Raw genomic sequence first — 13,104 nt, 5'->3', positions numbered from 1 at the left:
TTTGTACGTATCGACTAAAGGGGATGATGAATCATGGAAATGATAACAAAAGAAATTGCAAAGACAATCGTTAGAGAAACTTCTTTACGTTTAGGTCGTAACGTTAATATTATGGATATGGATGGAACTATTATTGCCACAAAGGATGAAAAAAGATTACATACGGTTCATGAAGGAGCAGTTGAGGTATTAAAAAACGGGAAATCCCTTACAATCTATTCACATCAGGATGAAGCATGGGAAGGAGCGCAACCGGGTATTAATTTACCAATTGTTTTCAAAGAGAGAATTATCGGAGTGATTGGGATAACAGGCAATCCAGATGAAATGGGAGATATTGCAGAATTAGTAAAGATGGCGACAGAGCTTATGATTAACCAAGAGTTTATTGCTTCACAGCTTGAATGGAAACAACGTACAAAAGAAATGATAATTGAACAACTGCTAAAACGTTCTCCTTCCTATGATGTAATGAATCGAGGACTAAGTATGCTGAAATTAGAACTTATTCCACCTTTCACAGCTATTGTCATTCGAATAGATGAACTTAAGATTCCCAAGCAGGATTTTATTCAGAGTTTGGAGAAGGTATTTGGCGAAACGTATGTAATAACAGGATTTATCAGTCTTAATCAAATCTTTATTGCAACAACGGGACTTGAAGAGAGGGACCTGCTTACTAACATCCAATCACTTGCACGGCTTTTAAAGAAGCTAAAAATAAAATTTAGAATGTCTTATAGCTTAATGTTTCACGAATTGCAACAATTAAACAAAGCCTACTCTGATTGTAAGCTTGCTTTAAGGATAGGCGATCCTAAAACAGAGATTATTTCATTTGCTCAATTAGAAGTGAGGGCATTATTGTATCAGATTGATAAGTCTGTTGGAAAAAGGTTCTCTAACAGAATATTGCAATGTGTGGACAAAACAAAAGCAGGAACGTTAGAGGCATTTTTCACAAATGATTTGAATATCCAAAAAACGGCTGATGCGTTATTTTTGCATCGTAATACGTTAATTTATCGGATAAATAAGATTGCTAATGAGACAGGTTATGATCCGAGGAAGTTTAATGATGCATTAATATTACAGGTTGCTTTGTGGATTTATGAACAGGAGTAAAAAGAGCTTAACTTCTGGAAAGTATAGCACAAAATAAAAAGTGGATATTTCTTTGCATTAGCCGGTTTCGTATAAAATACTTAAAACCGGCAGCAGAAAGAATTTATCCAGAGCTTTTAACATAAATTTTAAACAACACCTTTCGAATCAGTGCCCCAACACCTAACCCAATTGGAAGAAATAATATAGGCAGCCACATCGGTCCAATGTATACACCAAATATTGTAAATGTGGGAGAAAAAATTAAGCCTACTGTAACAAAATAGGCTGAAAATACAAGGGGGAGGTAAGCGAAAGGTTTTTCACCACCTCCGGCATCTTTATAAGCATCCCAGATAGCAAAGAAATATAAACAGGGGTAAAACATCAGCCATAAATAATTTGTCTGTGCAATGGCCTCTTCGATTTTCATATTAAAGCTAAGTACAATAATGGTGTTAAAATTCCCCATTACATTAACTAAAAACTCTAATCCAATTAGTACGAAACCTTTCATATATTTACGATTTAAAAGTTGACCGAATCCTGGTAAAGCAATACTCCACAGAAGTACTTCAAGTTTTTTACTTTTTAAATCTGCCCTTTTTTCCATTTTTAACCTATTTAGCTAACCCTTTTCGATCAGCTGCCATTGGTGGTTGCTCCATCCAGCCATTTTCAATCATAATAGAAGCACCGTCATTTGCATAATTAGCTATTTCCACCATTAAACGGCTGTATTGTACCGCTATATCGTGTCTGGGACTTAAGGACAAAGACATTCCATACTGTCCAATACCACTTGCAATTAATGACGATGTTAAAACCATCATGAATTTATCTGAAAAAGGGGGGTCAGTAGATTCAGTTACTTCTGGAGTCAGCAAGATTGTACCGTCTGATAAATAGCTATTGCTTAAAATAGAGTTAAAAACTTCTATATGTTTTTTGGATATTTCACGGCCTCTTTCAAAATACTTTCGTACATCCTTTGACTGGGCAACTTGACTAAATCCAGTTATAACAGCTTGCCCCAGTGAATTTCTTCGTGCATTGAACACTAGATTTGTTATTTCGGACCCTAATAATGGGCGTCTGTCTGTCAGCCATCCTGCAGTGAAGCTTTCCTTTTTAACAAAGTCAATTTGACTGGGAGTCGGTATGTGTGGCGCACGGATATGGATACCTATCTCTTTTGAAAATTCTTTTGTTTTCATGTGCAGTTCTTCAGAGTCTGATAAACAATCAGCGTAGAATTGCAGTAAATCACTTCTGACAGCAGTCGTCAAAGAGGCGACATGACTAGCTAAATTGACAACGGTCATATTGAATACAAAAGCAAGATAAAGCTTATCAGAGAATAGACGGGGTGCATTTAAATTTACGTCTTTCTCTGTAAATCCCTGTGGAACTGGATAACCCTCTTTCCTGAAAAAGTCGGTTGTTTTTTCGAGCTGCTGTTCTGATAATGTGAGTGCATTTTCAATTATGCTGCGAATATCTTCATTGTCGACATGCATTAAAAAATACTTTAAACCACATATGGCCATTGAATTACTTTGATAGCCAGCCCATAAAGTTGAAATCTCTGGAGCCGTTAATTTAATGTTATCATGATTTCCCATACGTATTTATTCCTCTCATAAAGTGTTCGCTCATTTTCTTCCGTTAGTTTCTGACTAATAATATTATTTATGCACGGATATAAGCTATTTCTTGTTTCGGCTTTAAGAGAGTTATAAAGATTTCACATCCAACGTTTGAATAAATCGAATAAAAGCTCGTACAATGTTCATTTGTAATGCATCTTCATGATAATACATCCATGTTTTTCTTGTCATTGGCTCTCCAGATGGTAGCATAATTGGTTTTATAAAAAGTTCTGTATAAGGACGAACAACTAAATTTGCGATAATCGCGTAGCCTAGTCCGTTTACAATCATTTCTTTACAGGTTTCTACTTGATTAACTTGAATGGTAATATTAGCCCTTTGTGAATAGTTATGGAACCACCATTCATCCACCATGCTTTTCATATGCTCGTCAGTGCGGTAATCAATCCGTGGCATGCGCGGCAGTTCCTCCCACTTGAAATCCCATGGAGATGCAATACATACTTCTTCTTCGTATAAAAGCTCTTTGTTTTCTTTCCATGGATAGTCCCCTTTAATAAAGCTAATATGCACCTCATTGTTTAAAATTAGTCGATGCATTTCACTACTCCACCCGGTTACCATTTGACACTCAACATTTGGATATTCTTTTTTAAAAAGACGTAATAATTTCGGCATCTTATTTAATGCAAAAAAATTCGAAACACCAACTCGTAACGTACCTGTTACTTGATTTTTCATGTTATTAATTTTCTCTTCAATCTTCCGTTGTTCCCGAAGCATATTTTGTGCATGCTGTGCTAAATGCTCTCCTTCAGGTGTGAATGTAACACCTCTGCGCTTTCGGAGAATGAGCTGTACACCGTAGTGCTCTTCTAATTTTTGAATCCTTGATGTTAATGTGGGCTGTGATAAAAAAAGATGCTCTGCTGCTTTTGTAATATTTTCAGTAGAATATAGTGCAGCCAGCATTTCCCAATCTTGATAGTTCATCCTTAATCGCCTCACTTTTATGAGCTATAGAAAAAATCAATGGCTAATTATTAATATTATATATTTTTATAATTTTCAATTCAATATTATAATGAAATTGGAAATGGTTTGAAAGCGCTGTCTGTTTGGTGATGTAGTGAGCCGAATTGTTCGTCATAGTATTTTCTGAGATTTTAAAAAAGCTAGGGGGATATTCATGGAAACAAAAGCAAAATATGTGCCAGGTCTGGAAGGGGTAATTGCAGCAGAGACGTCCATTTCGTTTCTTGATGTGGAGAAGGAACAAATCATTATTCAAGGCTATGATCTGATTGAGCTATCGAAACGTAAAGATTATGCTGAAATCGTGCATCTCTTATTAGAAGGGGAACTGCCAACAGCAGCTGAGAAAGCGAAGTTAGAAGAGATATTGAAGGATTATTATGATGTGCCTTCAAATGTGATGGATGTACTTCGATTATTGCCGGAGCAAACACATCCAATGGATGGGATGCGTACTGGTCTGTCTGTTTTAGCAGGATTCGATGAGGCGATTGAAGATCGAACATTGACAGCTAATAAAAAACGAGCTTATCAATTGCTGGGTCAGCTTCCGACGATAACTGTGAATAGTCACCGGATAATAAATGGACAAGAGCCGGTTTATCCACTTCAGGATTTATCCTACAGCGCAAATTTTTTGTACATGATTACTGGTGAAAAGCCTTCTGAGTTAGAAGTAGAAATTTTTGACCGTTTGCTTCTATTGTATAGTGAGCATGAAATGCCGAATTCTACATTTGCTGCACGTGTGATTGCGTCCACGAATTCGGATATCTATGGAGCGTTAACCGGGGCAATTGCTTCTTTAAAAGGAAATTTACATGGCGGGGCAAACGAAGCTGTGATGTATATGTTAAATGAAGTAAAAACCGTATCAGAATTTGAAGAACTGCTACTGAAGAAATTACAAAAGAAAGAAAAGATTATGGGGTTCGGTCATCGTGTATATATGAAAAAAATGGATCCAAGAGCATTGATTACGAAAGAAGCATTAAGGCAGCTATGTGAAAAAGACGGGGATTATCTGTTGCTTGAAATGTGTGAGGCAGGCGAAAAGGTTATGGAAAAAGAAAAAGGACTTTATCCAAATCTTGACTACTATGCTGCACCTGTTTATTGGAAGCTGGGAATCCCAATCCCACTATATACGCCAATCTTTTTTAGTGCGAGAACAGCAGGACTGGCAGCACATGTCATTGAACAGCATGAAAATAATCGATTGTTCCGGCCGCGAGTTAATTACACTGGCGCACGGCATGTTTGATAAACGAAAAAAAGAATGTAAGGGAAAGGATGCTTATCATGTTACAAACGGATACTTATAAAAAGACAGATGCATTAATAGAGGAAATTGTAGATTACGTTTTGAATAAAGATATAACGAGTGAAGAAGCTTATTCAACAGCCCACCATGTGCTAATCGATACATTAGGATGCGGAATTCTTGCACTTGATTATCCAGAGTGTACGAAGCTGCTCGGACCAGTCGTTCCTGGTACAGTTGTTCCAAATGGTGTGCGCGTGCCTGGGACATCTCATGTACTTGATCCAATTCAGGGAGCATTTAATATTGGAACAATGATTCGCTGGCTTGACTATAACGATACGTGGCTTGCTGCAGAGTGGGGACACCCCTCAGACAACTTAGGTGGAATTTTAGCAGTTGCTGATTATCTCAGTCAAGTTAGAATTCAGAAGGGGAAAGAGCCGCTAAAGGTGGAAGATGTACTGGAAATGATGATTAAGGCACATGAAATTCAAGGTGTGCTTGCGTTAGAAAATAGCTTGAATCGTGTAGGACTTGATCACGTTCTATATGTAAAAATAGCAACAACAGCTGTTGTAACGAAAATGCTTGGTGGTGGACGTGAAGAAATCACGAATGCATTGACAAATGCCTGGATTGATAATTCAAGCTTACGCACGTATCGTCACGCTCCGAATACTGGTTCACGAAAATCTTGGGCTGCTGGAGACGCGACAAGCAGGGCAGTACGCTTAGCTCTGATGGCAATGAAAGGAGAAATGGGCTATCCGACAGCATTAAGCGCACCTGGCTGGGGATTCCAAGACGTACTATTTAACAAGCAGGAATTAGTTCTTAGTCAGCCGCTCGACAGTTACGTAATGGAAAATGTGTTGTTTAAAGTTTCCTTCCCAGCTGAATTCCATGCACAAACAGCAGCCGAAGCAGCGGTAAAGCTTCATCCTGAAGTAGTCAATCGTATAGGTGAGATTGATAAAATTACAATTACAACGCATGAATCAGCGATTCGGATTATTGATAAAAAGGGTCCGCTCAATAACCCGGCCGATCGTGATCACTGCTTGCAGTATATTACAGCAATTGGACTTTTAGAAGGAGATATTCGCGCTGAGCACTATGAGGATAATTTTGCTGCAAATCCAATTATTGACGGGTTGCGCGATAAAATGGTCGTTGTAGAAAATAAATCCTATACAGAGGATTATCTTGATCCGAGCAAGCGCTCGATTGCAAATGCGGTGCAGGTACATTTTACGGATGGCACAGTGACGGAAAATGTAGAGCGAGAATATCCATTAGGACATCGGTTCCGCAGAGATGAAGCAATACCTAAAATCATTGAAAAGTATGCAGCAAACCTTGCTACACATTACACGGAAAAACAGCGTAAGAAAATTGAAGAAGTTAGCTATGACTACAACAAGCTAGCAAAAATGAATGTCAATGAATTTGTAGAGTTATTTATTGCGCAATAAAGGGCTGTAATCCCCTAAAACAATATGCGTAAGGAAAAGAATAAGGCAAGATGGGATAAACATCCTGTGAATTTCTGCTTATATTTAACGAGAGGGAGGAACGTTTATGGCATGGATTGTAGACCAACAATCGACTCAGAAGGAATTAGCTGATCGGTTTAAAGAACAGATGCTTACCGATAACATTTTACAAATACCTGGTGCGCATGATGCAATGGCAGCATTAATCGCAAAAGATGCAGGATTTTCCGTTTTATATTTATCTGGTGGAGCTTACACAGCAAGCAGAGGATTACCTGATCTCGGAATTGTTACATCAACAGAAGTGGCAGAACGTGCAAGAGACCTTGTCAGGGCAACAAATTTACCCGTCTTAGTTGATATCGATACAGGCTTTGGCGGTGTGTTAAATGTTGCTCGAACTGCTCGCGAAATGGTAGAAGCGAATGTTGCCGCAGTGCAAATTGAAGATCAACAGTTACCGAAGAAATGCGGTCATTTAAATGGAAAGCAGCTTGTAACGACGGAAGAAATGGTACAAAAAATCAAAGCTATTAAAGAAGTAGCACCTTCGTTAATCATTGTTGCAAGAACAGATGCAAGAGCAGTAGAGGGAATAGATGCTGCTGTAGAGCGTTCCCAGAGTTATATACAAGCTGGTGCAGATGCAATATTCCCGGAGGCATTACAAACCGATGAAGAATTTCGTCTTTTTGCGAAAAAATTAGACGTTCCATTGCTTGCAAACATGACAGAGTTTGGTAAAACTCCATTTATTACAGCAGAGGAGTTTCAAAACATGGGCTTTCGGATGGTAATCTACCCAGTTACATCTTTAAGAGTAGCAGCGAAAGCATATGAACGAATCTTTAACTTAATTAAAGAGCAAGGCTCCCAAGCAGATGGTGTGTTTAATATGCAAACCAGAAAAGAGCTCTATAAAACCATTTCCTACGATGATTTCGAAGAATTGGATAATACAATTTCGAAGACGGTATTAGAGGATTAGATTTTGTTGGCACAAAAGGTGTGGAATCAATTTGGATTCCATGCCTTTTTGATTTGCTAGCTATCATTGAATTCATTATGAAACGTTCAACTATTTTGTTTTTTAGATACATTGGACGGTTTGGCTAATAAATATGGAATATTATTACTAAATGCATAATCAATAAATGTCGAATAATAATTTATTAATATTTTTAGCAAGGTATAGTATATTTTCTGTGATTTAGATGAAAGGGATTGGACAGATTGTAACATAACCAACTAATAATTTTTACAATGTGATTAATGCAATCGCTTACAACAAAAACTATAATTATAAATATTCTATTAATTAGAACAAAATGAAAGGAGGAAAGACCAGAAAGTGTATCGCAAGTATAAAGACCTTTGATCTGGGCTGGTTCTAAGAAGGTATAGAAAACCTTGATCCAAAAGAACGAAGGAGTGTAAATAATGACAACGAATAATTATAATGAACTTCCTACCAACCTTCCGGTACCACTTGATGATGGTGCATGTAATGATTTAAAAGGTAAAAAGATACCATCAGTTGAATTAACCTCTACAACTGGTCACATTGTAGACCTATCAGAAATTAGGGGGAAACTTGTTTTATATTTTTATCCAATGACAGGTAATCCACGGGAAAGTCTCCCAAATGGATGGGATCAAATCCCAGGGGCAAGAGGGTGTACACCACAAGCTTGTTCCTTTCGAGATCACCATAAGGAATTACAAGAACTTAATACACAAGTATTTGGTGTAAGTACGCAGAGTTCAGAATATCAAAAGGAAGCAGTTGAACGGCTTCATTTACCTTTCGAACTATTAAGTGATTCAAAATTGACCTTATCAAATTCTCTAAACCTGCCACTATTTGAGGTGGATTCTATGTCACTTAATAAAAGAGTTACAATTATCATTCAAGATGGAACAATTGAAAAAGTATTTTATCCTGTTTTTCCTCCAGATAAAAATATAGACGAAGTAATAGAATATCTATCTTCTAATTGAATTATACGGTAACGTTGTAGGATGATAGAACAATGAACAATATGCTGTTTTGTACTTCTGGCACCCTTCATCTAGTTAGATCTTAATTAAATTTCAATCCAAGGAGGTACTACTATGAAAGCTACATTTAAACTTCCAAAAACAAAAAAAGGTTGGTTTGGTGTAAGTCTAATAGCTATTATTATTCTGTTAGGAGGCTGGCCAATTATAAATATATTTAATCAAGAAATTATTGTATTTGGGCTTCCTTTAATTATGGTCTGGTCTATTTTGATTATCTTCTTAACAACTTTCTCCATGGCATTCATTAATAAGATTGGAGGGGTAGATTGATGATTGAATACATACCCTTCATAATAACCGTTGCTTATATATTCATAGCTGTTATTTTGGGTTTTTTTGCTGGAAAAGGGAAAAATATGGATAACGTGGAAGAGTGGGGTGTTGGCAGCAGGAGTATGGGCCCAATCATGATGTACCTATTAATCGGGGCAGGTGGAGTAAGTGCTTATACGTTTATGGGTTCTCCTGGGTGGGCATATTCAAAGGGAGTCCCTGCGCTATATGTTGTCGTTTATTTAACGTATATGGCAATACTTGCTTGGTATTTTGGGCCGAAAGTTTGGGAATTAGGTAAAAAATACAATCATGTCACCCAATCCACTGCCATATCCGATCGTTATGAAAGTAAAGTATTAGGTGGTATAGCATCTATTGTTACTTCAATTGGTGTCTTAGCATATGCAGTAATTCAAACAACTGGTGCAGCTTATATTTTAAATGTCATGAGTTATGGATTAATTCCTACTTGGGTTGGTGTCTTTTTATCACTAGGTGCAATTTCAATCTATCTATATAAAAGTGGGCTTAAAGCAATCGGTGTAACAAACGCATTTCAAGGGGCGTTAATGTTGTTCGTGTCCTTCTTTGTTGGATTATGGGCAACCAAGCAATTCACTGGTGGTTATTCATTTGCACCAATTTTTGAGCGTGTAAAAGAGGATATTCCACAGTTTCTAACACTTCCTGGGGCGTTGGGTGATATGAATGCTACTTTTTGGACAACATCGATTTTAATATCTTTCTTTTCCATTTGGCAAACACATTGGATCCAGTGGATGGGAGCTGATTCAAAAAAATCTATCAGAAGATCTGCAACTTTACTACCGACATTTTATGTTGTACTAGTTCCAATGATCGTTGTAGGCTTTATTGGGGTCTTCATGTATCCTAATATCGGCACACCAGATCAAGTTGCTATTCAACTTGCAGTTGATACAATGCCTGCAGTTGTAGCCGGTCTATTAGGTGCTGGAACGCTTGCTGCTGCAATGTCCTCTAGTGAACCTTGTGTTCATGCAACTGCACTTAGTTATAGTAAAGATGTATTGCAACCCCTTTTTAAATGGGATGAGAAAACAACAGGGAAATGGACAAGACGATTAATTTTCCCAATTATGGCATTTATTATTGCGCCAATTTCTATTCTGGAACCTGCAAGTCTAGTATATATTCTACTAATTGGATATGGATTTATCGCACAGGCATTCCCAGCAATTATTGGTATTTTTCTATGGCCAAGAGCGACCAAACACGGTGCTTTCTGGGGGATATTAGCAGGTTTCATTATAACTGTTATCTTTTCATTTGTAATTCCTCATCCATTAGATATACATGCTGGTATTTGGGGATTAGCTGCAAACGCTGTAATCTTTGTTGTTGCTTCATTTATGACTCAACCCGTATCTAAAGAGACAATTGAACGTTTCTTTCCTGACATGGTTGATGAACTCTACGAGGATGAAGCATCACCATCATTACGTGTTGAAATAAAATAAATACTACAGGAGGGTCTTTACATGGAAAAGCAATATCTTTTTACTAACGGGGAAATTATTACAGTAAACGAGAGAAATCAAATAGCTGAAGCGATTGCTGTAAAGGAGAATAAAATTATTGCAGCTGGCTCGAATGAAACAATATTACAATTAAAAGATGACGACAGTGAGATTATCGATTTAAAGGGAAAAACACTTATTCCTGGACTTATAGATTCTCATTTGCATATATCTATGTACGGAACAAACAGCTTATCGATTTCGTGTAAAAGCGATAGTGTTCAAACAATTGATGACCTGCTGAGGGAAATCAAAGCAAAGGTTAGTAAAACACCACAGGGACAATGGATTAGAGCGTGGGGATATAATGAGCAAACAATTACGGATAAACGTTTTCCAACGAAGGAAGAACTAGATGCTATTACGACTGAGCATCCTATCATGATTACAAGGACATGTGGTCATATTTCAGTTGTTAATAGCCAAGCACTTCAGATTGCTAAGTTTGATAAAAATACACCTGATCCTGATGGGGGAAAGTTTGATCGCAAAGCCGATGGTGAACTTACTGGACTATTACTTGAAAATGCACATATGAAGATGTTTTCGATTGCATCCTTTTCAGAGGAAGAACTATCGAATGCACATAAAGTCGCTTCTGAACATTTTGCAGAAAAAGGAATTACATCCATTCACGATGCTACTGGATATGGTCTGGATAATCTCAGATCTCTGCAAGCTGATAGTAAAAATGGACTGATAAAACAAAGAGTTTATGCTATGGTTGGTGCTCTAAATGATGCCCAAGAGGTTGTTAAGCATATGGTTGATGCTGGAATTTATACTGGGTTAGGAGATGACAAGTTCCGAATTGGGCCTGTGAAGCTTTTCCTTGACGGTAGCAGCAGTGGGCCAACCGTTTGGACTCGAGAAGGCTACACAAGTGATTCAAAAAATTATGGAATACAATATTTCTCGCAAGAAGAAGTAGACGATTTATTTATACCTGCTCACGAAAAAGGATGGCAAATTACTGCCCATGCGCAAGGGGATGCTGCAATCGATTTGCTCTTAAAAACGATTGAAAAAGCAAATGCATTACATCCACGAGAAAATACGAGACATCGGATTGAACATGCAGGAATTGCAACACCTGACTTAATTGAACGAATGAGAAAACAAAATGTTGTACCAATTCCTAATCCAGCTTTTCTATTTGAATATGGTGATGGTTATGTAAAAAATTATGGTGAAAGAGCCAATTCGATGTACCCAATGGGTGATTATCAAAAGGCAGAAATTCCTGCAGCAATCGCTTCTGATTGTCCAGTAACGGACTTTAATCCAATGCGTGGTATCCATGCTGCTATGACCCGGAAATCAAACTCAGGTCAAGTGATCGGGGAAGATAAAACAGTGTCTCTACTCCAAGCAATTCGTATGTATACATTAAACGGTGCCTACGCATCATTTGAGGAAGACACTAAAGGAAGTATTGAAACTGGTAAACTTGCTGATTTAGTATTACTCGATCGTTCGATTTTAAATGCAGATATTGATGACATACCAGATGTTCAAGTAGAATGGACGATGATTGACGGAGATATCGTATATAGAAATTCTAAGGTTGGCGTCCAAGCATGAGTAGATTGCTGCCAAATGTAGATACCGTTCTTACTCTATCAGGAACATCATATGAAATAGGATTTAAACATGGCAGCCTTGCAAAAGAGCAGGTGCACAGCAGCTTACAAACGTATGAAAAGCTCTTTAAAGAAACATCTGGAATCTCCTGGAAGGAAGCATGCAATAAAGCACTATTACATGTTTCCGCAGTTGAAAAATATAATGCAAATTACATGAAGGAGATGGAAGGATTAGCTAAAGGAGCAGCAGTACAATTTGAAGATATACTTGCACTGAACGCTAGAAGTGAGATTGCATTAAGCACCGCACCAGATGGTTGTACTTCCTTTGCATTAATGAAACCGAAAACATCTAAAACATGGTTAGCACAAAACTGGGATTGGAAAGGTGCACAAATAGACTCTTTAGTTCACCTTGAAATTCAGCAGGACACTTTGCCAACAGTACAGATGATTACAGAGGCTGGTATTATTGGAAAAATCGGCTGCAACAGTTCAGGTGTTGGTGTATGTCTCAATGCATTAGTAACCAATACATGGCAGCCTAAAGTTCCTATTCATTTAGGGCTAAGAGCTATTTTAGAATCGGAATCATTTGAAGAAGCTATCTCTAAAGTTGATCGTAATCAAATGGCATCTCCTGCACACTTTTTAATCGCATCGAAGCCGGGAGATGCAGCAAGCTTGGAAGTATCACCAATTCATACTGCAAGAATTGAGGCAACAAATGGGACGCTTGTCCATACCAATCATCTCTGTTCAACGGAAATGAGAGACTTCATCAGGGAAGAGGTAGTACCAAACTCTTACAGTCGATTTGATACAATTCGTAACCAAGTAAAAGATTTAAAAGAAAAAGCTTTAGAAGCCGAAGATCTATTTCACTTCCTATCCAATCATGATAATTATCCGAATTCTATTTGTAGTCATGTTACGAACGATACAGACGAAGAATCTGCCCTAACCGGGATGGAAACCGTGTTTAGTATCGTTATGAATTTAACAGATAATAAGTTATCCTGGATAAAAGGGAAACCATGTAATCGTATTAAATAATATGAAGGAGGATGCATAATCGATCTTCTGGTTATGCATCTTTATTGT

General features: G+C 37.6%; 12 protein-coding genes. 9 read left to right on the top strand and 3 right to left on the bottom strand.

The genetic code is table 11. The features are described 5' to 3' along the window. Positions 1–33: 33 nt before the first annotated feature. Positions 34–1,125 (top strand): CdaR family transcriptional regulator, encoded by a 1,092-nt coding sequence (locus D1B32_RS15370; protein ID WP_118889804.1) that lies wholly within the window; start codon positions 34–36, stop codon positions 1,123–1,125. Between the two features lie 103 nt (positions 1,126–1,228). Here D1B32_RS15370 and D1B32_RS15365 read toward each other — a convergent pair whose 3' ends face one another. The 3 genes from D1B32_RS15365 to D1B32_RS15355 form a co-directional block, all read right to left on the bottom strand. Continuing rightward, entirely contained in the window at positions 1,229–1,717 is a 489-nt protein-coding gene (locus D1B32_RS15365; protein ID WP_118889803.1) for a hypothetical protein, read from the bottom strand. 7 nt (positions 1,718–1,724) lie between these two features. Further along, positions 1,725–2,729, bottom strand: coding sequence for a DUF3231 family protein (locus D1B32_RS15360; protein ID WP_118889802.1), 1,005 nt, complete (start codon positions 2,727–2,729; stop codon positions 1,725–1,727). A gap of 111 nt (positions 2,730–2,840) precedes the next feature. Beyond that, positions 2,841–3,710: a LysR family transcriptional regulator gene (locus tag D1B32_RS15355; RefSeq protein ID WP_118889801.1), complete on the bottom strand. Its 870-nt coding sequence runs from the start codon at positions 3,708–3,710 to the stop codon at positions 2,841–2,843. 196 nt (positions 3,711–3,906) lie between these two features. Between D1B32_RS15355 and mmgD the strand changes: the two genes are divergently transcribed. The 8 genes from mmgD to D1B32_RS15315 all read left to right on the top strand — a co-directional run bounded on the left by mmgD (position 3,907) and on the right by D1B32_RS15315 (position 13,056). Further along, positions 3,907–5,016 carry a citrate synthase gene (gene mmgD, locus D1B32_RS15350; protein WP_095311004.1) on the top strand — a complete coding sequence of 370 codons (1,110 nt, stop codon included), beginning with the start codon at positions 3,907–3,909 and terminating at the stop codon, positions 5,014–5,016. Between the two features lie 38 nt (positions 5,017–5,054). After that, entirely contained in the window at positions 5,055–6,494 is a 1,440-nt protein-coding gene (locus D1B32_RS15345; RefSeq protein ID WP_118889800.1) for a bifunctional 2-methylcitrate dehydratase/aconitate hydratase, read from the top strand. 106 nt (positions 6,495–6,600) lie between these two features. Then, positions 6,601–7,503: a methylisocitrate lyase gene (prpB, locus tag D1B32_RS15340; protein WP_118889799.1), complete on the top strand. Its 903-nt coding sequence runs from the start codon at positions 6,601–6,603 to the stop codon at positions 7,501–7,503. 452 nt (positions 7,504–7,955) lie between these two features. Next, complete coding sequence (locus D1B32_RS15335; protein ID WP_118889798.1) at positions 7,956–8,516, top strand: peroxiredoxin; 561 nt, start codon at positions 7,956–7,958, stop codon at positions 8,514–8,516. 114 nt (positions 8,517–8,630) lie between these two features. Continuing rightward, complete coding sequence (locus D1B32_RS15330; protein ID WP_095310970.1) at positions 8,631–8,849, top strand: hypothetical protein; 219 nt, start codon at positions 8,631–8,633, stop codon at positions 8,847–8,849. Then, positions 8,849–10,354, top strand: a complete 1,506-nt coding sequence (locus D1B32_RS15325; RefSeq protein ID WP_118889797.1) for a sodium:solute symporter family protein — start codon at positions 8,849–8,851, stop codon at positions 10,352–10,354. The genes D1B32_RS15330 and D1B32_RS15325 overlap by 1 nt, the downstream gene beginning before the upstream one ends. Before the next feature lie 21 nt (positions 10,355–10,375). Beyond that, on the top strand, positions 10,376–11,998 hold the full coding sequence (locus D1B32_RS15320) for an amidohydrolase (RefSeq protein ID WP_118889796.1): 1,623 nt from the start codon (positions 10,376–10,378) through the stop codon (positions 11,996–11,998). Beyond that, positions 11,995–13,056, top strand: coding sequence for a C45 family autoproteolytic acyltransferase/hydrolase (locus D1B32_RS15315; RefSeq protein ID WP_240033807.1), 1,062 nt, complete (start codon positions 11,995–11,997; stop codon positions 13,054–13,056). Before D1B32_RS15320 ends, D1B32_RS15315 begins: the two co-directional genes overlap by 4 nt. Positions 13,057–13,104 lie beyond the last annotated feature (48 nt).

The organism is Oceanobacillus profundus, assembly GCF_003515705.1.
Classification (GTDB): Bacteria; Bacillota; Bacilli; order Bacillales; family Amphibacillaceae; genus Oceanobacillus; species Oceanobacillus profundus.
The sequence above is the reverse complement of the archived record's forward strand: the minus strand, read 5'-3'. Positions and strand labels throughout refer to the sequence as shown.

Excerpts from the sequence above, each read along its gene's own strand:
- prpB (WP_118889799.1), top strand. The coding sequence starts at position 6,601 with ATGGCATGGATTGTAGACCAACAATCGACTCAGAAGGAATTAGCTGAT.
- D1B32_RS15315 (WP_240033807.1), top strand. The coding sequence starts at position 11,995 with ATGAGTAGATTGCTGCCAAATGTAGATACCGTTCTTACTCTATCAGGA.
- mmgD (WP_095311004.1), top strand. The coding sequence starts at position 3,907 with ATGGAAACAAAAGCAAAATATGTGCCAGGTCTGGAAGGGGTAATTGCA.
- D1B32_RS15355 (WP_118889801.1), bottom strand. The coding sequence starts at position 3,710 with ATGAACTATCAAGATTGGGAAATGCTGGCTGCACTATATTCTACTGAA.
- D1B32_RS15365 (WP_118889803.1), bottom strand. The coding sequence starts at position 1,717 with ATGGAAAAAAGGGCAGATTTAAAAAGTAAAAAACTTGAAGTACTTCTG.
- D1B32_RS15335 (WP_118889798.1), top strand. The coding sequence starts at position 7,956 with ATGACAACGAATAATTATAATGAACTTCCTACCAACCTTCCGGTACCA.
- D1B32_RS15325 (WP_118889797.1), top strand. The coding sequence starts at position 8,849 with ATGATTGAATACATACCCTTCATAATAACCGTTGCTTATATATTCATA.
- D1B32_RS15330 (WP_095310970.1), top strand. The coding sequence starts at position 8,631 with ATGAAAGCTACATTTAAACTTCCAAAAACAAAAAAAGGTTGGTTTGGT.
- D1B32_RS15370 (WP_118889804.1), top strand. The coding sequence starts at position 34 with ATGGAAATGATAACAAAAGAAATTGCAAAGACAATCGTTAGAGAAACT.
- D1B32_RS15320 (WP_118889796.1), top strand. The coding sequence starts at position 10,376 with ATGGAAAAGCAATATCTTTTTACTAACGGGGAAATTATTACAGTAAAC.
- D1B32_RS15345 (WP_118889800.1), top strand. The coding sequence starts at position 5,055 with ATGTTACAAACGGATACTTATAAAAAGACAGATGCATTAATAGAGGAA.
- D1B32_RS15360 (WP_118889802.1), bottom strand. The coding sequence starts at position 2,729 with ATGGGAAATCATGATAACATTAAATTAACGGCTCCAGAGATTTCAACT.